At 51.7% G+C, this 21,925-nt stretch carries 22 protein-coding genes; 15 read left to right on the top strand and 7 right to left on the bottom strand.

All coding sequences use genetic code 11. The annotated features are described in order from the left end of the window. Positions 1-5: 5 nt before the first annotated feature. From CHM34_RS01440 to CHM34_RS01380, 12 genes are all read left to right on the top strand, one after another. Complete coding sequence (locus CHM34_RS01440) at positions 6-1,403, top strand: glutamine synthetase family protein (protein ID WP_094262794.1); 1,398 nt, start codon at positions 6-8, stop codon at positions 1,401-1,403. Between the two features lie 18 nt (positions 1,404-1,421). After that, entirely contained in the window at positions 1,422-2,189 is a 768-nt protein-coding gene (locus CHM34_RS01435) for an SDR family NAD(P)-dependent oxidoreductase (RefSeq protein WP_094262793.1), read from the top strand. A 118-nt stretch (positions 2,190-2,307) separates the two neighbouring features. After that, a complete protein-coding gene (eat, locus tag CHM34_RS01430; RefSeq protein WP_094262792.1) occupies positions 2,308-3,690 on the top strand; it encodes an ethanolamine permease in 1,383 nt (460 codons plus the stop codon). 520 nt (positions 3,691-4,210) lie between these two features. After that, on the top strand, positions 4,211-4,642 hold the full coding sequence (locus CHM34_RS01425) for a methylglyoxal synthase (protein WP_094262791.1): 432 nt from the start codon (positions 4,211-4,213) through the stop codon (positions 4,640-4,642). Continuing rightward, positions 4,635-5,348 (top strand): bacillithiol biosynthesis deacetylase BshB1, encoded by a 714-nt coding sequence (gene bshB1 / locus CHM34_RS01420; protein WP_094262790.1) that lies wholly within the window; start codon positions 4,635-4,637, stop codon positions 5,346-5,348. Before CHM34_RS01425 ends, bshB1 begins: the two co-directional genes overlap by 8 nt. Positions 5,349-5,366: 18 nt before the next feature. Continuing rightward, positions 5,367-6,500 (top strand): N-acetyl-alpha-D-glucosaminyl L-malate synthase BshA, encoded by a 1,134-nt coding sequence (bshA, locus tag CHM34_RS01415; RefSeq protein ID WP_094262789.1) that lies wholly within the window; start codon positions 5,367-5,369, stop codon positions 6,498-6,500. 22 nt (positions 6,501-6,522) lie between these two features. Beyond that, complete coding sequence (locus tag CHM34_RS01410) at positions 6,523-7,761, top strand: CCA tRNA nucleotidyltransferase (protein ID WP_094262788.1); 1,239 nt, start codon at positions 6,523-6,525, stop codon at positions 7,759-7,761. Next, positions 7,742-8,716: a biotin--[acetyl-CoA-carboxylase] ligase gene (locus tag CHM34_RS01405; RefSeq protein WP_206093728.1), complete on the top strand. Its 975-nt coding sequence runs from the start codon at positions 7,742-7,744 to the stop codon at positions 8,714-8,716. The genes CHM34_RS01410 and CHM34_RS01405 overlap by 20 nt, the downstream gene beginning before the upstream one ends. A gap of 453 nt (positions 8,717-9,169) precedes the next feature. After that, on the top strand, positions 9,170-10,045 hold the full coding sequence (gene panB / locus CHM34_RS01395; protein WP_094262786.1) for a 3-methyl-2-oxobutanoate hydroxymethyltransferase: 876 nt from the start codon (positions 9,170-9,172) through the stop codon (positions 10,043-10,045). Next, positions 10,032-10,901 (top strand): pantoate--beta-alanine ligase, encoded by an 870-nt coding sequence (gene panC, locus CHM34_RS01390; protein ID WP_094262785.1) that lies wholly within the window; start codon positions 10,032-10,034, stop codon positions 10,899-10,901. The genes panB and panC overlap by 14 nt, the downstream gene beginning before the upstream one ends. Next, positions 10,886-11,269 carry an aspartate 1-decarboxylase gene (gene panD, locus CHM34_RS01385; RefSeq protein WP_094262784.1) on the top strand — a complete coding sequence of 128 codons (384 nt, stop codon included), beginning with the start codon at positions 10,886-10,888 and terminating at the stop codon, positions 11,267-11,269. Before panC ends, panD begins: the two co-directional genes overlap by 16 nt. Before the next feature lie 116 nt (positions 11,270-11,385). Next, positions 11,386-11,835 (top strand): GNAT family N-acetyltransferase, encoded by a 450-nt coding sequence (locus CHM34_RS01380; protein WP_094262783.1) that lies wholly within the window; start codon positions 11,386-11,388, stop codon positions 11,833-11,835. Between the two features lie 206 nt (positions 11,836-12,041). Here the strand turns inward: CHM34_RS01380 and CHM34_RS01375 are convergent, their stop codons facing one another. Next, the gene (locus tag CHM34_RS01375; RefSeq protein ID WP_094263068.1) at positions 12,042-13,313 is read right to left on the bottom strand and encodes an alkaline phosphatase; all 1,272 of its coding nucleotides are present in this window, start codon (positions 13,311-13,313) and stop codon (positions 12,042-12,044) included. A gap of 494 nt (positions 13,314-13,807) precedes the next feature. Here CHM34_RS01375 and CHM34_RS01370 point away from each other — a divergent pair, with 494 nt between their 5' ends. Next, positions 13,808-14,617: a cyclase family protein gene (locus CHM34_RS01370; RefSeq protein WP_094263067.1), complete on the top strand. Its 810-nt coding sequence runs from the start codon at positions 13,808-13,810 to the stop codon at positions 14,615-14,617. A 216-nt stretch (positions 14,618-14,833) separates the two neighbouring features. Here CHM34_RS01370 and CHM34_RS01365 read toward each other — a convergent pair whose 3' ends face one another. Genes CHM34_RS01365 through CHM34_RS01355 form a run of 3 tightly spaced genes read right to left on the bottom strand, consistent with a single transcriptional unit; the run spans position 14,834 to position 18,574 of the window. Continuing rightward, positions 14,834-16,447 (bottom strand): CgeB family protein, encoded by a 1,614-nt coding sequence (locus tag CHM34_RS01365; RefSeq protein WP_094262782.1) that lies wholly within the window; start codon positions 16,445-16,447, stop codon positions 14,834-14,836. Positions 16,448-16,460: 13 nt separating this feature from the next. Further along, the gene (locus tag CHM34_RS01360; RefSeq protein WP_094262781.1) at positions 16,461-17,606 is read right to left on the bottom strand and encodes an NAD-dependent epimerase/dehydratase family protein; all 1,146 of its coding nucleotides are present in this window, start codon (positions 17,604-17,606) and stop codon (positions 16,461-16,463) included. Then, on the bottom strand, positions 17,603-18,574 hold the full coding sequence (locus tag CHM34_RS01355; protein WP_094262780.1) for a Gfo/Idh/MocA family protein: 972 nt from the start codon (positions 18,572-18,574) through the stop codon (positions 17,603-17,605). Before CHM34_RS01355 ends, CHM34_RS01360 begins: the two co-directional genes overlap by 4 nt. A gap of 68 nt (positions 18,575-18,642) precedes the next feature. Between CHM34_RS01355 and CHM34_RS01350 the strand changes: the two genes are divergently transcribed. Continuing rightward, complete coding sequence (locus tag CHM34_RS01350; protein WP_094262779.1) at positions 18,643-19,752, top strand: DegT/DnrJ/EryC1/StrS family aminotransferase; 1,110 nt, start codon at positions 18,643-18,645, stop codon at positions 19,750-19,752. Continuing rightward, positions 19,749-20,477: an acyltransferase gene (locus tag CHM34_RS01345; RefSeq protein WP_240511808.1), complete on the top strand. Its 729-nt coding sequence runs from the start codon at positions 19,749-19,751 to the stop codon at positions 20,475-20,477. The genes CHM34_RS01350 and CHM34_RS01345 overlap by 4 nt, the downstream gene beginning before the upstream one ends. On the opposite strand, the gene CHM34_RS01340 is transcribed toward CHM34_RS01345, so the two are convergent. The 3 genes from CHM34_RS01340 to CHM34_RS01330 are packed head-to-tail and all read right to left on the bottom strand — an operon-like array spanning position 20,474 to position 21,910. Then, positions 20,474-21,385, bottom strand: a complete 912-nt coding sequence (locus CHM34_RS01340; RefSeq protein WP_094262778.1) for an NAD-dependent epimerase/dehydratase family protein — start codon at positions 21,383-21,385, stop codon at positions 20,474-20,476. The two genes, CHM34_RS01345 and CHM34_RS01340, sit on opposite strands and share 4 nt — an antisense overlap. Positions 21,386-21,400: 15 nt before the next feature. Continuing rightward, positions 21,401-21,607 (bottom strand): hypothetical protein, encoded by a 207-nt coding sequence (locus tag CHM34_RS01335; protein ID WP_094262777.1) that lies wholly within the window; start codon positions 21,605-21,607, stop codon positions 21,401-21,403. A 3-nt stretch (positions 21,608-21,610) separates the two neighbouring features. Further along, positions 21,611-21,910 (bottom strand): DUF2642 domain-containing protein, encoded by a 300-nt coding sequence (locus CHM34_RS01330; protein WP_094262776.1) that lies wholly within the window; start codon positions 21,908-21,910, stop codon positions 21,611-21,613. Positions 21,911-21,925 lie beyond the last annotated feature (15 nt).

Below are 21,925 nucleotides of genomic sequence, written 5' to 3'. Positions count from 1 at the left end.
CGATGATGAATCAGACGGATACGGAAGTACGGGCCAAAGGGATGATGACGAAAAGGGAACTGGAAGAAGCGGTCCGGGAAGGTCGCATCGACACCGTGGTCGTCGCTATTATCGATATGCAGGGCCGGCTGATGGGTAAACGCTTGACGGGGGATTATTTTCTGCAGGGTGATCTGGATCACGGAACTCATTTTTGCAACTATCTGTTGGGAACGGATATGGAGATGAACACGCCTCCCGGGTTTCGGGAGATGAACTGGGAGGGCGGATACGGCGATTGGCTGGCCCGCCCGGACTGGTCTACCCTGCGCCGGATTCCCTGGCTGGACAAGACGGCGATGGTGTTGGCCGATGTCGTCTCGGAGGCAACCGGGGAACTGATCGACATCGCTCCCCGCAGCATTCTGAAGAAACAGCTTAAAAAAGCCCGGGATCGGGGTTTTCACATCATGATGGCCAGCGAGCTGGAGTTTTATACGATGGAGGAAACCTATGAATCCATCCACGATAAGGGTTATGAGAGGATCCTGACAGCGGGCCGTTACAATGAGGATTACAATCTGTTGCAGGGGACGAGAAATGAGCCGCTCTACCGCAAGGTCCGCCAGTATATGACGGAATCAGGGATTCCTGTCGAATCCTCCAAGGGGGAAGCCTGCGCCGGTCAACACGAGGTGAACCTGGTGTATACCGATGCCCTATCCTCAGCGGACCGCCACGTTTCCTTCAAACACGGTTTGAAGGAAATCGGCATTCAGGAAGGATATGCGATTACGTTCATGGCCAAGCCGGACCACCGGTGGACGGGATCCAGCGGACATATCCACATCAGCCTATGGGATCCGGATCTAAAGAACAATCTCTTCTACGATCCCGCCGCGAAGCATCATATGTCGGAGACGATGCGTCATTTCCTCGGGGGTGTGATGAAATATACCCGGGATCTGACCCTGTGGTTTGCGCCGAACATCAATTCCTACAAGCGGTTTGCTCCGGAAAGCTGGGCTCCGGTTCACATCGTGTGGAGCCGCGATAACCGTTCCGCCGGTATTCGCATCGTCGGGGACAAAAAAGGTCTCCGAATCGAGAACCGGATCACTGGGGCGGATATCAACCCGTATCTGGCCTATGCGGCGATGATCGGAGCCGGGCTGGAGGGGATTGAACAGAGAATCGAACCGGAAGCGGAACGGAAGGGGAACGCCTATGAAGTGAAAGGTTCACCCTCTATCCCCGGATCGCTGTATGAGGCGATCGCCTACTGGGAGGGAAGCGATACAGTAAAAAAGATCCTGGGCGAGGATGTCGCTTATCATTACGGATATGCGGCCAAGCTGGAGCAACAGGCCTATGATGCGGTTGTGACAACCTGGGAACGCGCCCGTTATTTCGAACAGGGATAAAGAAAGGGGACGGGAACAATGCGGTTAAAAGACAAAGTCAGTGTGATCACCGGTGCGGGAGGCGGTATGGGGCGGGTCGCCGCTCAGAAGTTTGCCCGAGAGGGAGCCAAAGTGGCGGTCTTTGAAATCGGCGAGGAAGCCGGTCGGAAAACGGTGGAGGAAATTAAGGCCAAGGGAGGGAAAGCGGAGTTTTTTCACTGCAACGTTGCAGATGAAGCCAACGTGAAGGAAGCGGTTCAACAAACCGTGCAAACCTTCGGAAAGATCGATGTGCTCTACAACAACGCCGGAATCATGCCGGAGGACGACGAGTCAGTAATCGACACGGACGCCGAAGCCTGGGACCGTGTGCTGAACGTCAATGTGAAAGGGGTGATGCTGTCCTGTAAGTACGCCATTCCGGAGATGTTGAAACAGGGGAGCGGATCGATCATCAATATCGCTTCTTTCGTCGCCTACATGGGGTGCAGTGTACCCCAGGACGCCTATACCGCTTCCAAGGGGGCCGTGGTCTCTTTGACCAAATCCCTGGCGATTCAGTTCCGTCCCCGGGGAATCCGGACCAACGCCATCGCCCCGGGGCCGATCGAGACCCCGCTGATGACCGAATGGCTGTTGACGGATAAAGAAGCGCGGGATGTCCGACTGGGACGGCAACCCAGCGGTCGTTTCGGGAAACCGGAGGATATCGTCAACTGCGCTGTCTATCTGGCTTCCGACGAATCGGATTGGACCAACGGTTCAATTATTCACGTGGATGGGGGAATCACCAGTCATTATTTTTAAGGCCTTATGGGTGTCGAGCCCCGCGTTCTCCATGGGTGCGCGGGGCCAAGGCCCGTTTCAATTGTTAGAAAGTTTTAACAAAGTTATTTGCTGTATCAAACAAGCGAGGTGAAAGTGAATGGCTGATACGCACTTAAAGAAGGCACTTAAGCCGATCCATCTGTGGGGGATCAGTGTAGGCATGGTGATCTCGGGTCAGTATTTCGGATGGAACTACGGGTTTGAACAGGGAGGCACCCTGGGCCTGGCCGTTGCGGCTTTAATCATTACCGTCTTTTACGCCACTTTTATCTTCAGTTATTCCGAACTGTCCACGTCAATCCCTCATGCCGGCGGACCCTCCGCCTACGCCCGCAGGGCGATGGGCCCGTTCATGGGCTTCATGACCGGATTGGCCGTGCTGTTTGAGTTTGTCTTTGCCCCGCCGGCGATCGCCGTCGCCACCGGAGCTTATATCCACTTCCTGATTCCGGCGATTCCGACCATTTACGCTACCGTGGCCGTTTTCATCTTCTTTATCCTGATCAATCTGGTCGGGGTCAAGGGGGCCGCCTTGATCGAAATGGTGGCCACCATCCTGGCCCTGGTCGGGTTGGCCATTTACTTCGGGGCGGGAGCACCTCATGTGGAACTCTCCAATATCATTCACGACCAGGCTCTGGTTGGAGGGTGGACCGGGGTGTTTGCGGCGATTCCCTTCGCCGTCTGGTTCTACCTTGCCTTTGAAGGGGCGGCCATGGCCGCCGAAGAAGTGGAAAACCCGAAACGGGATATCCCTATCGGCTTTATCACCGGGATTCTCACCTTGATGCTGTGCACTGTCGGCAGCCTGACCGTTACCGCCGGTTTGGGAGGGGGAGAGGGAAAACCCGCCGACTATCCGTTGCCTCAGGCACTGGCCGGAGCATATGGAGAGAACTCCTTCCTGCCCACGTTGGTGGCGATCATCGGTCTGGCCGGGTTGATCGCCAGTCTACACGGGATTATTATCGGCTATTCCCGGCAGGCCTTCGCTCTCTCCCGCGCCGGTTACCTCCCGGCTTTTCTGTCCCGGCTCAACAGCCGAAAAGTTCCGCATTGGGCCCTGATTGTGCCGGGAGCGATCGGTGTCGTCTGTGCCGCTTCAGCGGACTTTGCCAGTGCCCTGATCATTCTGTCCGTCTTCGGGGCTGTGGTCATGTACGTCCTCAGTATGATCTCGCTGTTTATCCTGCGCAAAAAAGAGCCGAACCTGGATCGCCCCTTTAAGGTATTCTTTCCGGTGGTGCCGGGGATCGCTCTGATCATGGCCCTGATCGCCATGTACAGTGTGATGAAGTATAGCGTATTGACCACCAGTCTGCCCTTCTTAGGGTTGAACATCCCGCTCATCATGGTGATTTTGGCCTTCTTTGGGCTGGCGGCCGTTTATTATACAGTACGGGGATCCTCGCGGTTGCGGCCGTTGTCCGAGGAGTTCGGTGTGATGGACGTATTGGAGGATGAGACCGTCAACAAATAAGCCAGGCTGGAAAAAGGGGATGGGGTGAAGCAGGAAATCCGTCCTTGATCCTGCGATCTTAGGATTCGACCACCACGCTTCTGGTGCCCCTTCAGGCAGACTTTGATCGGTTTGATCCCTTGCTGGGGGCGGTCGGGCTGGGAGCCGTCTCTGATCTCTTGCAAAAACGCATAGCGAGACCCGGAAGCGAACGAGGCGAGACTTGTGCTCCCCTGAGTGCAAAGGATCTACGACGGCCTACCACCCTATCAACTTGGTTCCCTGATGGGGCACTAGCGGTTGACCCATTGTACCCTGCCTTATAAGGCAGGGTTTTCTTGTTCCTTGATTCACGTTTTGGCGTGGCATATAATGTTTGTGAATTGATGATCCCAACGATTGCAACATTCATACAGACAGAGCCCTTGTTCGGTCGTTATCCGGGCAGGGATGATTCCGTCCATCCAGCAGTTCCGCGCACAGGTGAGCGGCTGGGTGGCTTTTTTCACGGGGAAATGATCGATGACGGGAGGGTGAAACCATGCATATCGCTCTGATTGCTCACGATGAGAAAAAGGAGGAAATGGTACGGTTCGCGATTGCGTATCGCAACCTGTTGGCGGAAAATACTTTGTATGCGACAGGGACAACGGGTTCCCGCATAGCGGCAGCGACGGGATTGAAGGTGCATTGTTTGTTATCCGGCCCTTTGGGCGGGGATCAGCAGATCGGTTCGCTGTTGGCGGAAGATCGGCTGGACTGTTTGATCTTTTTGCGGGATCCCCTCACTTCCCAACCCCATGAGCCGGATATTCTCGCACTGCTCCGATTGGCGGACGTACATAATGTCCCGGTGGCGACCAATATGGCTTCGGCGGAGATTCTGATCCGTTCGATCCGCCAGGGGGATCTGGCCTGGCGAGATGTGATTCAAAGAAAGAAGGAGGAAGAAGGAGGCTTTATCGATGAATGAACAGGAAACCGTGGATATTCTCGCCTTCGGCGCCCATCCCGACGACGTGGAAATCGGTGCCGCCGGTATTCTGGCCAAGCATGCTGATCTTGGTCAGCGGACAGCGATTTGCGATTTGACGAACGGGGAACTCTCTTCCAATGGGGATGTGGAAACGCGAAAAAGAGAAGCGGATCGCGCCGCGTCCGTTCTCCATTTGAAAGGACGGTACAGGATGGGCTTTCCGGACAGGGGACTGCGGGCAACTTCCGAACAGGTGGAGGCGATGGTTCGCCTGATTCGCCGCCTGAAACCCCGGGTCGTCCTCGCTCCGTTTTGGAAGGATCGTCATCCGGATCATACGGCATGCAGCCATTTGGTGAAGGAGGCGGTTTTTGACGCGGCCATTCGAAAAAAGGCGGCGGAAGACGGTGTGGCCCCTCACCGGGTCGACCGGGTCTATTTCTATTTTATTAATCAGGTCGACACAGCGGATGTCATCGTCGATATCAGTGAGGTTTATCGCCGAAAGAAGGAGGCAATCCTGGCCTTTGAGAGTCAGTTCGTTCCCGGGCCGGGCCGGGTGGAAACACCGTTGAACCGACCGAACTACCTGTCGATGGTGGAGGGCCGGGATCAACTGTGGGGACACCAAATCGGAACGGTGTACGGAGAGGGGCTGGTCTCAGAGGGGCCGCTTTCCCTGAATACCTTGATACCGAGTTGAAAAAGGGAGGATGCCCTTATGAGAATTGGAATCACTTGTTACCCCAGCCACGGCGGGTCCGGTGTGGTGGCGACGGAGTTGGGCAAGTTGATGGCCGAACGGGGCCATCAAGTCCACTTTATCACCTATGATATGCCTTTTCGGCTGGGGCGCTTTTACTGCAATATTCATTATCACGAAGTGGAAGCCAATCGGTATGCGGTGTTTCGTTACCCTCCCTATGATTTGGCCTTGGCGAGCCGGATGGCTCAGGTAGCCAAGGTGCACCGGTTGGATTTGATCCATGTTCACTATGCGGTTCCCCACGCCATTTGTGCTTACCTGGCCAAACAGATGGTCGGGGAATCCCTGAAGGTGGTAACGACGCTTCACGGTACCGACATCACGGTACTCGGTGAGGATCCGTCGTTAAAAGACAGCATTTGTTTTGGGATCAACCAGAGCGACGCGGTAACGGCTGTCTCCGACAGTCTGATCCGCCAAACGCAGGATCTCTTTTGCATCCATCAGCCGTTGAAGCGCATTTACAATTTTATCGATCCCCGCGTGTACAAGCCGTTGGATATATCGGATATCCGCCGGCAATATGCGGAGCCGACGGAGAAAATTTTGTTGCACATTTCCAATTTCCGGGCCGTCAAACGGGTGACGGATGTGATGCGCGTCTTTGAAAAAGTCCAGCGTGAAATTCCTTCCCGTCTGATCCTGGTGGGAGAAGGGCCGGAGTGGTCGAAGGCGGCTCAATGGGCCCGGGAGAAGGGTCTGGAGTCCCGAGTGACGTTTATGGGAAAGCAGGATGAGGTGGCCCGACTGCTTTCGTTAGCCGATCTGCTGCTTCTTCCCTCTGAGAAGGAAAGTTTCGGTTTGGTTGCTTTGGAAGCGATGGCCTGCGGAGTTCCCACTGTCGGGTCCAATGCCGGGGGTCTGCCGGAGGTCGTCACTGACGGCGAAACCGGCTATCTCTCCGAGATCGGCGATGTGGAGGAGATGGCGCGGAACGCAGTTCGTTTGTTGTCGGATGAGGAACGATACCGACAGTTTACCGAAAGCGGTCTAAAAAGGGCCCGGGAGCGTTTCAGCGCGGAAAAGATCGCTGATGAATACGAAAGAGTGTACCAAGAAGTGGTCGAAAAAAGCCTGAACCCGCGATAACCTCCGGAAAGGAGATTGACGCATGGATGGCATCGGGGCGTATGAGGCGGCGGATCGAGTTTTGCACCGGCTGGAACAGGCGGGGTACCAAGCTTTCCTCGTCGGGGGATGTGTTCGGGACCGACTGCTGGGACGGGAACCCGCTGATTATGATGTAGCGACAGATGCCGTTCCCCAAGCGGTGCAGGCGTTATTTGCCAGAACCGCGGCTACCGGATGGAAACATGGTACGGTCACTGTGTTACACGGAGAGCAGGGGACAGAGGTTACCACGTTTCGAAAGGAAGAAGGATACACGGACTTTCGTCGCCCGGACCGGGTGGTGTATGTCAAAGACTTGCGGACCGACCTGTCCCGGAGGGATTTCACCATGAACGCTATGGCCGAGGATCGTCGCGGACGCCTTTATGATCCCTTTGAAGGCGAGAGGGATTTGGCGGTGGGGCGGATTCGCACCGTGGGCCCTGCACCTCGCCGGTTTCGTGAAGACGCTCTCCGCGCAGTCCGCGCGGCTCGATTTGTCGCCCAACTCGGATTTGACATCGAAGCGGAGACGGAGGCGGCGCTTTCCGCTGTTCAGCCCTTGCTGCGAAAATTGTCTGTGGAACGGGTGACAGCGGAAATCGAGAAAATGTGGGAGACTTCGGCTCCCTCCTCCGCTTTTGCGATTCTTTGGAGGCGTTGTCTGCTACACGGACTGCCGCCTTTTTATAGGTGGGAGTTTTTGCCTCGGAAACCCATCTTTCCTTTGAAGTGTTTGGATGAAGGAGCAACCCCGGAAGAGCGGTGGGCGCTCCTTCTCTTTCAGTGCGGAGTGAAACCGGAGGAAGTGATACGGAAGCTGAGAGAATTTCGTTTGCCCGGCCGCACCGTTTCCGAAGCAGGTGCGATTTGCCGGACAGCGGCGGACTGGCCCCCGTTTCTCCCGGAAGAAAGAGGGAAACGGTTGATTCTGGATCGGGGGGAAGAGACGGTTCGGAAGGCGGGAAGAGTGGCCCGTTGGATTCACGGGTGGACCGAAGAAGAACAACGTACCGTTGACGACCGGTTGCGCCGTTGGGCAGACGAGATGCCGGTCAAGGAATTGGAGGACCTTCAGTTGGACGGAGGGGCTCTCATTCGGGCGATGGGCCGTTCCCCCGGCCCCTGGGTGGGACGGGTACTGCGGCGTTTGTTGGTAAAAGCGGCGTTGGGGAAAGTTTCGAACGAAAGCGGGCAGTTGCTTAGGGAGGGATGTCGAATTGGGAAGTCCGATACGTGAACGGATGTTGTCTCTGTTGCTGGAACGGGAAGATGCTTTCCTGTCCGGGGAGGAGATCAGTCGTCGGCTGAACTGCAGCCGGACGGCGATTTGGAAGCATATCAAGGAGTTGCGCAAAGAAGGTTATCAGATTGAAGCCCGTCCCAAAAGCGGTTACCGCCTGGTCTACCGTCCGGATCGGGTGGCGCCGGAGGAGTTGAAGCCTCATTTGCGGACCCGGTCCTTCGGTCGGAGGATGCAGTATCAGGAGTGTGTCCCTTCGACGCAGCTATTGGCCCATGAATGGGCGAAGGAGGGAGCGGAGGAAGGTTCTCTCGTTATTACAGAGGAACAAACCGACGGGAAGGGACGGATGAATCGCATCTGGCACTCTCCACCCCACTCGGGTATATGGATGAGTTTGGTTTTACGGCCTCCGATCCCTGTTACCGAAGCCCCCCAATTAACCTTAATGGCATCCGTGGCTGTCACTCGGACGCTCCGGCGGGAAACCGGGCTGGATGTAACGATCAAATGGCCCAACGACCTCCTGGTTGGCGGGAAAAAGATATGCGGAATCCTGACGGAATTGCGGGGGGAGCAGGATCGAGTTCAGTACGTGGTGCTGGGCATCGGGATCAATGTCAATGTGACTCCCGACTTTTTACCGAAAGAGTTGGAATCGATCGCCACATCGCTGGCGATTGAAGGGGGGCGGACCTTTCAGCGCCCACTGTTGATCGCCGCGATCCTGAAAGAGCTGGAGGAGGTATATGAGGGATATTTGGACCATGGGTTTGAGCCGATCCGCATTTTGTGGGAGGAAGCGGCGGGGATGCTCGGACGGATTATCACCGCTCAGACGCCGGAAGGTCCCCGGAGGGGAGAAGCGGTCGGGTTGGCTTCCAGCGGTGCTCTGTTGTTGAAGACGGAGGAAGGGACCTTGCCGGTCTATTCGTCGGATATTCAGATCTAGTGCCCGGCCTACCACCCTCCCCAACTTGGTTCCCAGATGGGGTACTAGAAGCGTTGTGATTTTAGCACATCCTTGGTGGGTCGGGGTGGGGTTCCACACTCCGTTTCGTTGTTCTGACGAGCCAAAGGCACTCCGTGTGGAACCCCACCCTCCCGAAAACGGATGTTTTCACAACGCTTCTAGTCCGAGGTTTTTGATTGCCAGGGGACCGATTTTCGTTTATTCTAAACACAGGAGTCGGCGGTATCCCATCGGGAGCTGCACGATTTCCCGCATTTTGATTGTTTGACAAGGGAATCTTTTTTTGATTCTGCTCTGAGCCCATGGGACGGAGACAGAGGTACGGTACGAAACAGCCGACGCCTGGTGGGTCCGAAGAATGGCTCATGAGGCGTTTTTGTTTTTTCAGCGCGCCTCTGCCTGCCTCAGAGCACCCTACAAGGAGGTTGTGCGATGAGTGCAACGGTGAAAAAAGTAACGGTGCGGACCCTGCGCAGAATGAAAGAGGAGCGACAGCCGATTGCCATGATCACCGCCTATGACTATCCATCCGCCAAACTGGCGGATAAGGCGGGGGTAGACGCGGTTTTGGTGGGGGATTCACTCGGAATGGTAGTTCTCGGTTATGACTCTACCATCCCGGTGACCGTAGAGGATATGCTTCATCACACCAAAGCGGTGGCCCGCGGGGCCAAGCGTCCTCTGCTGGTGTCGGATCTGCCTTTTCTCGTCGCTCATCTGAACCGTGATGAGGTATTGAAGGCGGCAGGACGACTGCTTCAGGAGGGCGGTGCCGAGGCTGTCAAGGTGGAAGGAGGAAAAGAGGTGATTCCCGCCATTCGGGCTTGTATCCAGGGGGGCATTCCGGTAATGGGGCATCTCGGTTTGACCCCTCAATCCGTTCACCAGTTGGGCGGATATCGGGTCCAGGGAAGGGATGAAGAGGCGGCGCGCCGCTTGATCGAGGATGCCCGTCTGTTGGCGGAGGAAGGAATTTGCGCCTTGGTGCTGGAGTGTGTCCCGGAGGAGTTGAGCCGCCGGATCACCGACGCTGTCGATATTCCCACCATCGGAATCGGTGCGGGGGGAAGCTGTGACGGACAGGTGTTGGTTTATCACGATCTCCTTCAATACGGAAATGATCTCCAGCCGGGCTTTGTCAAGACTTATGTCCGGATGGGGGAGAGCGCTTTAAAAGGAATCCGACATTATGTGGATGAAGTGCGTCGGGGTGTTTTTCCGACAGAGGAGCATGCCTTCCATCTCCCTCCGGAGACAGCGGAGCGTTTAAACGGGAGTGAAGGGGGTGAAGCCGATGGAGATCGTTAAAACGATCGAGGGATTGCGCAGAAAGCTTTATCCCCGTCGCAGCGGTCGGATTGGTCTGGTACCGACCATGGGTTATCTGCATGAAGGGCACCTCTCCTTGATCCGGCAGGCGGTTCAGGAGTGCGATACGGTGGTGGTGTCGGTTTTCGTCAACCCCTTACAGTTCGGTCCCGGCGAAGATTTTGATCGTTATCCCCGGGATCCGGAACGGGACGCCGAACAGGTGAAGGAAACGGGGGCGGAATTTCTGTTCGCACCGGATGCCCAGGAGATGTATCCCCGCTCTCCTCTTACCCGGGTGACGGTATCCGGGCTGACGGATTCCCTCTGCGGAATGTCCCGGCCCGGTCATTTTGACGGGGTGGCTACGGTCGTCACACAACTGTTTCATATTGTCGGTCCCGATCGGGCTTATTTCGGGCAGAAAGATGCCCAACAAGCGGTGGTGATCCGACGGATGGCGGAGGATCTCCATTTTCCCCTTCGCGTAATCGTATGCCCCACGGTTCGGGAAAAAGACGGACTGGCGATGAGTTCCCGCAATATTTACCTGTCTCCCGAGGAGAGAAAGCAGGCCACGGTGTTGTATCGTAGTTTATCCGAGGCGGCTGAACGGAAATCCCGGGGAGATTTCAACCGGGCATCGGAGGCGGTCCGCTGGATAGAGGATCAAATTCGGGCCCAACCGTTGGCGGAGATCGATTATGTTGAAGTATTGAGTTACCCGGAACTGGAGCCGGTGGAGGAAATCGGTGACCGGTGTGTGATTGCCGCTGTAGCGGTCCGTTTCGGTCAGACCCGCTTGATCGATAACATGATCTTCTCCGAGGAGGAAACCGAATGTTTCGTACCATGATGAAAGCCAAAATCCATCGGGCGACGGTGACAGAGGCCCATCTTCATTATGTCGGAAGTGTTACCATTGATGAAGGTCTATTGGAACAGGTGGACATTCTCCCCCATGAAAAGGTGCAAATCGTCAATAACAACAACGGGGCCCGTCTGGAAACCTATGTGATCCCCGGTCCTCGGGGCAGCGGAACCATCTGCCTAAACGGTGCCGCCGCCCGTCTCGTACAGCCCGGTGACCAAGTGATCATCATGGCCTACGCCATGATGGAGGAAACCGAGGCCCGTTTCCACCAACCCCGCATTGCGATCATGGGAGAAGATAACACGATCGAAGAGATGATCGGGGCAGAGGAATACGCGACAGTGAAATAACATAGAAAGAGACTGAACCGCTGACTGTCGGTTCAGTCTCGTTATTTTGGAAGAAACGTAAAGGGGGCACCGGCGGGCGGCCAACTTTTCAGATGGCGAAGGGGGAATCTCCGTTTATGTCTCTTTACATCCGAGAAGCAAATAATGGCGATGCTGAAATTCTGGCGAAATTAATGGGTGAGCTAACTCATGAACCGATTTCCGTTCAGGCGGCTGAGGACCGATTAAACTTTGTAAGAAACAGTCCTTTTGATTTTCTTTATGTATGTGCAGAAAAACAAGATGTTTTAGGCTTTATGTCTTTCCGAATACGCGAAAATATCGAAAGCCCTTCGAGATATGGTGAAATATCCGCTATTGTTGTTCATCCGGAAGTTCAAAATCAAGGGGTGGGTCGGTTTTTAGTGGAGTACGCAGAAAAACTCGCGAAAAAGCACGGATGTATGGGAACCTGGTTGGTCAGTGGTTTTGGGAGTGAAGAGAAAGCTCACTCGTTTTATAAAAAATTGGGTTATGACATCACGGGATATCGATTCAGGAAGTTGCAGCGACCTGAACAAGGATAGCATGATCTGCTTTTACGGCGGTTCTGGCCTTTTGATTAGGCATTTTATATTTTAAACCTGTTTGCAATTCAAACTCATATCCGGAACAACCATTCATCATTAATCCTTAAGGATCACTCAGGGTACACGGTGGATCTGTCGGAAAAACAAAAGGGGCAACGCCAGATTGCAGGGGCTTGCCCCTTTTGTTTTTGATCAAAGGTGTTTTAATTCGGCTCTTTCATCACCTTCAGGATAACATCGTGGATATGGGTGTTTTCGTATACTCCTATCAGGAGTTCGGCTCCGGGACCCATCGCGGTCAAGGGAACGTCGACTCCCGTGTGTAGCTGTGTTGTCCAATCCACGATAAATTCCTGATCCGATTTTGCTACGGGGAAGGGGCCGTCTTCCTTGGAAATCCCGTCGCCCGACTCGTCGGGATATTCGGGATCATCCGACTTTTCGATTGTAAACCCGCCTGTTTCATGGTCACCGGTTACGATGACCAGGGTATCGCCGCTTTCTTTGGCAAAAGATTTGGCGAGGGCTACCGATCGGTCAAACTGTTGGCCGGATTTTATGGTGTTGCCGGCATCGTTAACGTGGCCGAATGAGTCCATCCCCTGTTCCTCCACGATGAGGAAAAAACCCTTTTTGTTTTTGGAAAGAGTCTGAAGGGCTTTTTGTGTCATCTCAGGTAATGGAACCACCGGATCGTACACATTTTCTTCATCTGTCGAATCAGCCTTGAACATCTCCTCGTTGGCAAACAAGCCGAGGAGTTTGGTCCCCTTCGCGTCCTGCATTTCTTCCCGGTTCGATACATATTGATAACCTTGGTTTTCCGCTTTTTTAACCAGATTCCCCTCTGTACCTTTGCTTTCTCCCGGAGGATCATTTTCGGAGTCATCTTCATACTTACCCGGGTTACCCTTCGGGTACCAGTGATTTTCTCCGCCGCCCAAGATGACATCCGGTTGGCTCTGTTCAAGATATTGGAGGGCGATTTTACTCTGGTCATCGCGGCTTTCCGTGTGAGAAGCGAAGGCGGCCGGAGTGCCGTCCGTCACCTGACTGGTTGTCACGAGTCCCGTCGCTTTTCCCATCTGACTCGCTTTTTCCAGTACGGTTTTGACTTCTTTTTTATTTCGGTCAACGCCGATTGCTCCGTTATAGGTTTTGACTCCGGTAGCCATCGCTGTTGCCGCCGCCGCCGAGTCCGTCACTAGTCCTTCGGGTTCAGCAGAATGGGTGCGTACCGTGCCGGTATAGGGCATGGAATCCATCGCCATTTCTCCCTGAATGCCGACGCTGGATAAACGAATGGCATGGCGTTGGGCTTCCCCCATTCCGTCACCGATCATAAGGATGACATTTTTAGCTTCGGGTTTCTGTTTCTTTGGATTCTTTTCTTGATCCGCCCATATTTGAGCCAAGGATAAAGAGACAACCACGATCGCGGCCAGAATTCCTCCAACCCAAACCTTTTTGTTCATCGAGTACCACACTCCCATTGAAATAAACCATCCTTCTGAAGTTCCATCATTCAACACTAGATTACATATTTGGTTTTAATGATCAATGAATTTTCCCATAATTAATGTTAAAAATCGCTTGAATTTAACAGACACTCGGGTGTAAAAGAAAGTGTAATCGGCTGTTTTCTTCCATCGATCATCATAAAAGAATATACCATTCCTCCTATTTTGAACTGTTTTTGTCAAAAAAGAATGCTCTTTGTTACAAGAGCGTTTGAGGGATACTGTCATTATAAACAAAATCATGTTTAAATGGTAAGTAACTTCTATCATTTTTAGATTTCATTCAACTATATTTAATTTAAAACTTGTTTGTAAAACAAACCAAAAATAAGTCCAAGGCTCAACCGTAATCCCTAAGGATGACTGAGAACTTCGTTTTTGTCAAAAGGCGATCTGCTGTGTGTTTGGACGTAGGGAAATTGATTTTATTGTTGATCGGAGGAGGCAGTATGGAGACATTTGAAAGGAATGGCATGCGGATTACCTTGATTGATCTGAGCGACCGGCTGGACAATGACACACGTCCTTATGAATTAAATCCCCACGAAATTCACTACTCCAAGCATGAGGAATCCGTTCCGGTTACAGAAAAAATGCTGGGAATTGGTAAAGAACACTGGCAGGATGGAATGGGATGGGCCGTGGAAGAGATCACGCTATCCACTCATTCCGGCACACATGTCGATGCCCCTTACCACTATGGTCCCGAAAGTGACGGCAACCCCGCCCGGACCATTGATCAAGTTCCGCTGCACTGGTGTTATGGAAATGGTGTCGTCCTGGATATGCGAGATAAGGCAATCGGAGAGGGAATATCCGATGTGGATGTGCAAAAAGAGTTGGATCGGATCGGGTATACCATAAAGCCCTATGATATTGTCCTAGTACATACAGGAGCCTCCAAACGGTTTGGAAGCCCCAACTATGCTTTCAAGCAACCGGGACTGACCCGATCAGCGGTGGAGTGGCTTCTGGACCAGGGAGTCAAGCTTATAGGAATTGATGCTTGGGGATTGGACCGTCCCTTTGATGTGATGGCAAAAGAAGCGAAGGAAGGAAAGACGCCATTTTGGGAAGCGCATTTAGTTGGAAGGGAAAAGGAATATTGTCAGATTGAAAAACTGTGTAACCTGGATCAGATTCCGAAACCCTTCGGTTTTAAGGTGTGTGCTTTCCCGATCCATATTGCCGATGCGAGCGGTGGGTGGAGTCGGGTAGTCGCAGTCGTGGAAGAGAAGATTCAAACGGAAGAGGGTTAGATAAGGTCTTTTTACGTCTAACGAAAGGTTACCGGTTCTCTATATATTAAAAACTCGTTTGTAAAACAAACCAACGTCCATGCAAAACCCAACAGAAATCCCCAAGGATCACTGATCTCTCCCTTACCTTGTTTTTTAAATGCGAGGGGTTCCCCTTCATGAAGGGGAACCCCTCGGCAGTGTCAGACGGGTCCACGATGTCTTTTCCAGAGAAGGTTATGATCGTTCATCAATAAATCGGGGCCAAGGATGATTGTAACCACCTTTTTCTTTATTCCGATAGGTGATTTCCAAGCGGGAAATAAAGCGCTGATAATAAACGATACCGGATAGAGCGTGATATTTGGGTTTCTGTCGTCCCAAAAATTGAACGCATCCGTCATCATTTGCAGGGATTGAAAGATAGACTCCGAATGTTTTTTTCTTCTGTTTGATTAATCGTCGTATTAATGACGAAATCGTAAGGGTGATGGGAAATTGAAACACTTTTTCTTGTCTGGTGATTGTTAAGGGAATGGTTTGAGCCTCATCCAAGGTTCGCGTCTGATTAGGGTTTGCCGGGGATTCTGTGGAACTGAAAAATTGGCATTTTACTTTTGTGTTTTTGGTGGGACAAACGGCGGGAAATAACTTCAACTGCGCCTGATGGATATCGACCCCGTTGTGAAGGCATGAATCGAGTGAAAATAGTAATTCGCTTTGGCATTCTTGGGATCGAATAGTCGGTTTTCTTTTTACCAAAAGATATGCACTATTGATCGGATCTCTATTAGGTAACCGATAGGAAAAGGTTGAGCAGGTTCGTATTTCTTGGCGCGGAAACGGGGTCGGAAACCAATAGCGTTTCCGGTTCTTTCTCTTCGCTTGCAATATTTTCGATGCGATTTCCGTCATTTCTTGAACCCGATGGGAATACGTGTGTTGTTGGTAGACCCATTTTTGTCCATTGGAGGCAATCGTCTTCCGCTTCTGTCGGCTTTTTAGTAAGATGTGAGCCAAGGATCTTGTTTCTTCCGCATGACGACTGGTCAACAAATGGAGATTGGGCTGAAAGTGACGCAGTACAGCCGGAGTATGATTGGTGATTAACAAACCACCTGTACCTATACACTCCCATGTTCTCCGGGTTAGGAGTTTCTGATGGTTTTGGACTCCCAAGACCATTTTTGAAGAAGCATAAACGTAGGGAACGCGATCGTATGCGATTGGTCCCCGGATCGCGGAGTCGGGTACGGGGAAAGGAAGGAGGTTTTTTCCTTGTTCCCAACCGTTTCCCCATATGGACACAGAAAACCCGTCTCTCAACAAGGGTTCCAGCAGAATTTTAAGGCTGTTGATCCGCCAACTGTCCATGGTTGCATTTGAAAAATTGGCCACCAGTGCGATGTCTGACCGGAATTCGGGCACCGAAGGAAATCCCCGATGAATCTTGGGATTGCAAGCAAAGGGAAGATAATATGAAGGAACCCCTCTTTCCCTGTACATTTGCGGGGCGTGAATTGCATGGGTGAAAACAACATCCGGTTGTCCGGTTTCTAAGATATACATCCCCCAGTAATCGGTATGAAGGGGGTCTTCAGTGGACCAAAACACATGAACGCTGCTGGTTTCTTCGCAATACTGCTGAATCGCCCGGAAATACGGTTCCCGGTGAAAGGGAGTCCACCCATTGGTCAGGATCACGTCCGGTCTGTAAGTTTTTAGTTGGTCGACGAGTTCGCGGGGAGTCAAGTCCGGTTTGGGTATCAAGAGAGGGACTCCATTTTCCTCAAAGCCGGAGGGAATGGTTTGAACGTAGTTGGGGATATTCTCGAGGTAGTACCATTTCATTGTACTCCCGCCTCTATAAAAAACGATCTTTATATTCTTTAAACACCGATCGATAGGGCATCAGATCCGTTACCATCCGATCCATTCCATCCTGAAGGGAAACGGGATCGCCGGAGAGGAAGTGTTGTCGGAACCCCTTGTTCTCCATTTTCATTTGATGCGTTTCATTTTCTTTTCGAGGATTTTGTATATGAGTGATTTCTGCTTGCAAACCCTGCTTTCTCCCTGCTTGTTGGACCCATTCCGCAAGTTGTTTCGGGCTGGCCAACACGGTCATTTGATTGAATACTCGGAATGTTCGTGTCGGAGAGAATGCGGCGGCCTTTGCCAAAGAATCGACGGCATCTTCCAGCGCGATCATCGGCTTTTTCTGCACCCCTTTTCCGTACAGGGTAATGGGATGATCCGCCAGCATTTGGGCACAAAATCGATTGGCGACAACTCCGAAATAAAAATCAAAATCGAATCGGGTTGCCAGGTGTGGATGCAACCGGGTTTCTTCGGTTCCCGTTCCAAATACGATCGCGGTTCTTAAATCCGTGATCGTTAATCCCCACATCTTGTATGAAAGGTAAAGGTTATTGATATCCCCCGCTTTACTCATATGATACCAAGACGTAGCCATTCCCGGATAAGGGATGGTATCCGAGCCTGTCTCCGTTTCCACATCGATAAATCCTTCGGGGATGGTGAAGTTGGGAGATCCGTATACCCCGGTCGTCGTCGTTTCCACGAAATGCGTTTCCTGTTCCAACCCGCACTCTTTGATTCCCCAAAGCAGGTTCCGACACATCCGATTGTTATTTTCTTGAGTAAAATGGGCGAGAGGGGCGTGGAGATGAGAGTAAGGCGCGGCGGGTTGGGCCGCCACATGCAGGATCACCCGGGGGCGAAAGGTTTTTAATAATTGGCATACCCTTGGATATTTTGTCAGATCCGCTTCGATAAAGGAAAGATTGCGCATTCCGAATTCTTTCGCCGTCTTTATCCGTTGATCCATGGATGCAATCGGGATCGCACTCACACTGCCGGTTTCCTCGACCCACCAGCGTCGGCCGAAATGATCGACCCCGACCACCCGTTCCTCCGGAAAGGACCGACTCAGCTTTAACATCAATGGCCATCCCATATAGCCGTCTGCTCCAGTCACTAAAATCATTTTTTGTCACTCCCTTTTTCTATTTGTGATCGAATGCGATCCACAAGCTGCATGACCCTCAATCCATCCTGTTGAGATACTTCCGGTTGGCGATCTGCTTGCACGGCCGCGACGAAGTGCTTGATTTCTTCCAAAAGGGGAGAAAATGTCGGTATACCAACGATTTCGCTTTCGACTTGATTGGTGTATCGTCCCAATCGGGTATAACGATACAGACGACCATTCAAAAGATCGGCCACCCAGGTTCGATCCGTCTCTGTCAAAATGATCTCCCGTCTGTGTAAAGCTCCGGTACGAACAGCATGGACAGCGGTATGAAAAGAAGAATCAAAGGGGATATGAACCAGAGCATGATCGATCAACCCCTTGTTCATCTCCTTCGGATACACAACATGGCCGGAAGCCGTGATATTCCGGGGACTGACTTTCATTCGATCGGCCATGTGCAGGACCAGATCGAGATCGTGAACCATCAAAGTGAGTAAAACATCAGCATCAATTTTTTTCCTTAAGGGAACATACCGATAAAATTCGCCCATGACCAACTGTTCGTAATGGACCGACTGCAAGAGTACTTGAACCACAGGATGAAAACGTTCCACATGCCCCACTTGAACGTGAACTCCATAGACCGATGCCATATGGCAAAGGGAAAAAGCCTCCGCAACCGTATGGGTAAACGGTTTTTCCAGAAACACATGACAACCGTTACGGATGGCTTCTGTTGCCACCGCATGATGTCCCGTGGTCGGAACACAAATAATGACGGCCTCTGCCTCTTTCATCAGATCACGCAGTGTCCGGGCTTGAGGCACCTGATATTTTTGAGCGATGGTTCTTCCCTTCGAAAAAACAGAATCAAAGACACCGACCACTTCCACATCCGGAAGTGATTTTAGATTTCGAAGGTGGTTTTCCCCCATAAATCCGGCTCCTACGAGACCCATTTGAACTTTTTTTCTGGACATTGGTTGATCCCCCTTCGGTCTTAATTGAACCGGTTCGTCATAGAATGGGAAGGTGAAGGAGGGGGCCGATGATACCGTTAATCGACATTCAACGTCAGCATCAATCCCTGAAAAGGGAAATCGAAAGGGAAATGAGCCGAGTATTGGACTCCGGGCATTTTATTTTAGGAAAAAACGGTGAAGCTTTGGAAAAAGATACTGCAACATACTGTGGTACGAGGTATGGGATCGGTGTCAACAGCGGAACCGATGCTTTATTTTTGACATTGCGTGCCTTGAATGTTGGCAAAGGGGACGAAGTGATTACCACGCCTTACACGTTTTTCGCCACCGTGGAGGCCATTATTCACACCGGTGCCCGTCCGGTTTTGGTCGACATCGAAAACCGACACTATAACCTGGATCCCGCTCAAGTGGAACAAGCGATCACACCGCGTACAAAAGCGATTCTCCCGGTTCACCTGTTTGGCCATCCGGCGGACATGAAATCCCTGTCGTCCATCGCTCAACGCCATGGATTGGCGGTGGTGGAAGATGCCTGTCAAGCGATTGGAGCCCAAATCGAAGGAAAGCCGGTAGGATCTTGGGGAGACGCCGGGTGTTTTTCTTTCTATCCCACCAAAAACCTGGGTGGACTCGGAGATGGGGGAATGATCACCACTTCCAACCAAGAAGTGTACGAAAAGATCAAACGGTTGCGTACCCATGGAACCTATCGTAAATATCACCATTCTTGCTTTGGTTTCAATAGCAGACTGGATGAAATGCAAGCGGCTGTTCTGCGCGTCAAGTTAAATCATTTGTCCCGCTGGAACCAGAGACGACGAGTTTTAGCCGACCGCTACCATGAGGCGTTTCAAACACTGCCTCTTCAAGTACCGTCCAACTCTTCCTGCATCGAACCGGTTTATCATTTGTATATCGTTCAAACCCCTCACAGCGCTTCACTGAAAAAACGGCTTCATGACTGCGGAATCGGATGCGAACTCTATTACCCGCTGTCATTGCATCATCAGAGGGCATGGAAAGACCGCTATCCGGTCCCGTTTCTTCCCCGGGCGGAAGCGATTGCGGAAACGACACTGGCTTTACCGATTTATCCGGAGCTGACGGATGCGGAGCAGGAGACGGTAATCGATCAAGTGGTTCGATTTTTTGAGGAGGGAAATTCCGCTTGAAACCATTGATTCATCCACAAGCTCGCTTGGGTCAAGAAGTCCAAATCGGTGCATTCTCTTATATCGGTCCTCAAGTGACCCTCGGAAACCATGTGGAAATCGGTGCCCATGTCATCATTCATCATCAAGCAGTGATTGGAGATCGGGTTGAAATCGGCGACAACAGTATTATAGGGAAGGAACCGATGAAACAATCGGTTTCAGATCCGGTCAAAATCGACAAAAATGTTCGAGTGGGGAGTCACAGCATTTTATACCGCGGATCCACAGTGGGAGAAAACAGTTTTATAGCCGACCTCGTAACCCTCAGGGAGCACGTGACGCTTGGAAATCAAGTCGTGGTTGGAAGGGGAGTGACTTTGGAAAATCACATTCAGATCGGCGATCGGGTCAAATTGGAGACCAATGTCTATTTAACGGCCTATTCCCAATTGGAAGATGATGTGTTTGTAGCCCCTTGCGTGGTGACATCGAATGATCCTTTTGCGGCTCGTTCCCCCCATCCGATCTCTTTCAAGGGAGTCCATGTAAAACGGGGAGGAAGAATTGGAGCCGGAGCGGTTCTGCTGCCAGGGGTGACGATTGATGAAGAAGGATTTGCTGCGGCTGGAAGTGTCGTTACCAAAGATATCCCCAGCAAAACCATTGTAAAAGGCACTCCGGCGAGACCCTTCCGTTCTGTTCCTGAAGAACAGTGGCTCTCCAATCTTCCACCAAGGTCTTAGGTCGATTCACGAAGGTACTCATGAATCCCCGTTTTGACACTCTTCATTTTTCTGTTTCTAAATAGACTCTTTAATTTTTGGCGATCCAAGGTTGTAAAGTGAGTCTTCTTTTCTTCGATCGGTTGTGGATGCTTTCGGATAATGGGCACGGACCGACCGATGGATTCCTGTCCCACTTGATTAACCAAATGGGCCAGATCGAAAATACTATAGGTTTCTTCCCCGCCCAAATTATAGACACCCTGGACGGAAGGGGACAAAGCTCGGTAGTAAGCCCAAGCCACATCATCCAAGTGGATAAAATTACGCGTTTGTTGTCCGGATCCGTAAATCGTGATGGGCTGGTTATTCAACAAAGAACGACAAAAATTTTCGATCACCGTTGTTTTTGAGACCCATCCTTTACCGTACACATTGGATTGCCGAAAAATCACCACATCGAGGGTTCCTTTTGCTTGTTCGGCAAGAAGCAGTTCTTCTGCCCATTTTTTCATATGCCCATAGAAAGTGACGGGCTTTAATCGCGTTTGTTCGGTAATCCGTTCCGAATGTGGATCATACACCGCAAAAGATGACGGAAAGATGACTTTTCGCACCCCTGCTTTCGTCGCTTCACTCATTAAATACTGCATGGAAAGGAGATTGACTTGAATCGCTTCGTCCGCATGGGTTTCACACTGGGAAACATCGCTGATCGCACCTAAATGAATAATCGTGTCAACACCTTTTACCATCTCTTTCACGTCATCTCGAACGGTGACATCCATTTTGTGAATTGTTGCGCCGGTCATTTTGGGCATGGGATGAACACGAAAGTTATCAATCGCTCGTATCGGGATGTCTTGATCCAAAAAAAAGTGAACCAACTTGGATCCGATATATCCCGCCGCCCCCGTAATCAGAATCATCTTGGGTATCCCATCTTAAACAAAGATTCTTATATAACCGACGCTTCGAATAATAAACGTTGCAAAGCTGGGGGGGCCATATCCCGGTGGAGGAACGATCCGAAGAGTAAAGGTTGCCTCACCGACGCTCACCAGTTGACCTTCGATAGGGTCTTCATCCCTAGAGACTGCCACTTGAACCGTTCTACCAATAAACTGGCGAAGACGATCTTCCAGTTCCATGCCTTATACACTCCCTTCTTGCAGGCTGACAAAAAGGATGCTTTCAAACGGGATCAAAATAATCTCTCCGGCCGACTGCAATTCGAGAAAATCGAATCCGACGGCCGTCACCTGACCGGATACATCCCCGGATGTCGTTTCGACGGTGACCATCTGATTCAAAAAGAGTTGGAGCCGACGTCTGATTGCCGCGTTTTCATCGAACGGGGGGCAGATAAATGGCGGAAAAAACCGCGGTGGACAAACCGGCTGAAAAATACTGCACAAAATCCCTTCTACACCTCGAAAAATATTGATAAGCAATCTTTCCTCACCTCC

The organism is Paludifilum halophilum, from assembly GCF_002245355.1.
In the GTDB taxonomy this organism is placed as follows: Bacteria; Bacillota; Bacilli; order Thermoactinomycetales; family DSM-45169; genus Paludifilum; species Paludifilum halophilum.
Note: the sequence above shows the minus strand (reverse complement) of the source record. Positions and strands in the feature narration are given on the sequence as shown.

Coding starts and splice junctions, on each gene's coding strand:
- CHM34_RS01440 (WP_094262794.1), top strand. CDS start 6: ATGAATCAGACGGATACGGAAGTACGGGCCAAAGGGATGATGACGAAA.
- CHM34_RS01435 (WP_094262793.1), top strand. CDS start 1,422: ATGCGGTTAAAAGACAAAGTCAGTGTGATCACCGGTGCGGGAGGCGGT.
- eat (WP_094262792.1), top strand. CDS start 2,308: ATGGCTGATACGCACTTAAAGAAGGCACTTAAGCCGATCCATCTGTGG.
- CHM34_RS01425 (WP_094262791.1), top strand. CDS start 4,211: ATGCATATCGCTCTGATTGCTCACGATGAGAAAAAGGAGGAAATGGTA.
- bshB1 (WP_094262790.1), top strand. CDS start 4,635: ATGAATGAACAGGAAACCGTGGATATTCTCGCCTTCGGCGCCCATCCC.
- bshA (WP_094262789.1), top strand. CDS start 5,367: ATGAGAATTGGAATCACTTGTTACCCCAGCCACGGCGGGTCCGGTGTG.
- CHM34_RS01410 (WP_094262788.1), top strand. CDS start 6,523: ATGGATGGCATCGGGGCGTATGAGGCGGCGGATCGAGTTTTGCACCGG.
- panB (WP_094262786.1), top strand. CDS start 9,170: ATGAGTGCAACGGTGAAAAAAGTAACGGTGCGGACCCTGCGCAGAATG.
- panC (WP_094262785.1), top strand. CDS start 10,032: ATGGAGATCGTTAAAACGATCGAGGGATTGCGCAGAAAGCTTTATCCC.
- panD (WP_094262784.1), top strand. CDS start 10,886: ATGTTTCGTACCATGATGAAAGCCAAAATCCATCGGGCGACGGTGACA.
- CHM34_RS01380 (WP_094262783.1), top strand. CDS start 11,386: ATGTCTCTTTACATCCGAGAAGCAAATAATGGCGATGCTGAAATTCTG.
- CHM34_RS01375 (WP_094263068.1), bottom strand. CDS start 13,313: ATGAACAAAAAGGTTTGGGTTGGAGGAATTCTGGCCGCGATCGTGGTT.
- CHM34_RS01370 (WP_094263067.1), top strand. CDS start 13,808: ATGGAGACATTTGAAAGGAATGGCATGCGGATTACCTTGATTGATCTG.
- CHM34_RS01365 (WP_094262782.1), bottom strand. CDS start 16,447: ATGAAATGGTACTACCTCGAGAATATCCCCAACTACGTTCAAACCATT.
- CHM34_RS01360 (WP_094262781.1), bottom strand. CDS start 17,606: ATGATTTTAGTGACTGGAGCAGACGGCTATATGGGATGGCCATTGATG.
- CHM34_RS01355 (WP_094262780.1), bottom strand. CDS start 18,574: ATGTCCAGAAAAAAAGTTCAAATGGGTCTCGTAGGAGCCGGATTTATG.
- CHM34_RS01350 (WP_094262779.1), top strand. CDS start 18,643: ATGATACCGTTAATCGACATTCAACGTCAGCATCAATCCCTGAAAAGG.
- CHM34_RS01340 (WP_094262778.1), bottom strand. CDS start 21,385: ATGATTCTGATTACGGGGGCGGCGGGATATATCGGATCCAAGTTGGTT.
- CHM34_RS01335 (WP_094262777.1), bottom strand. CDS start 21,607: ATGGAACTGGAAGATCGTCTTCGCCAGTTTATTGGTAGAACGGTTCAA.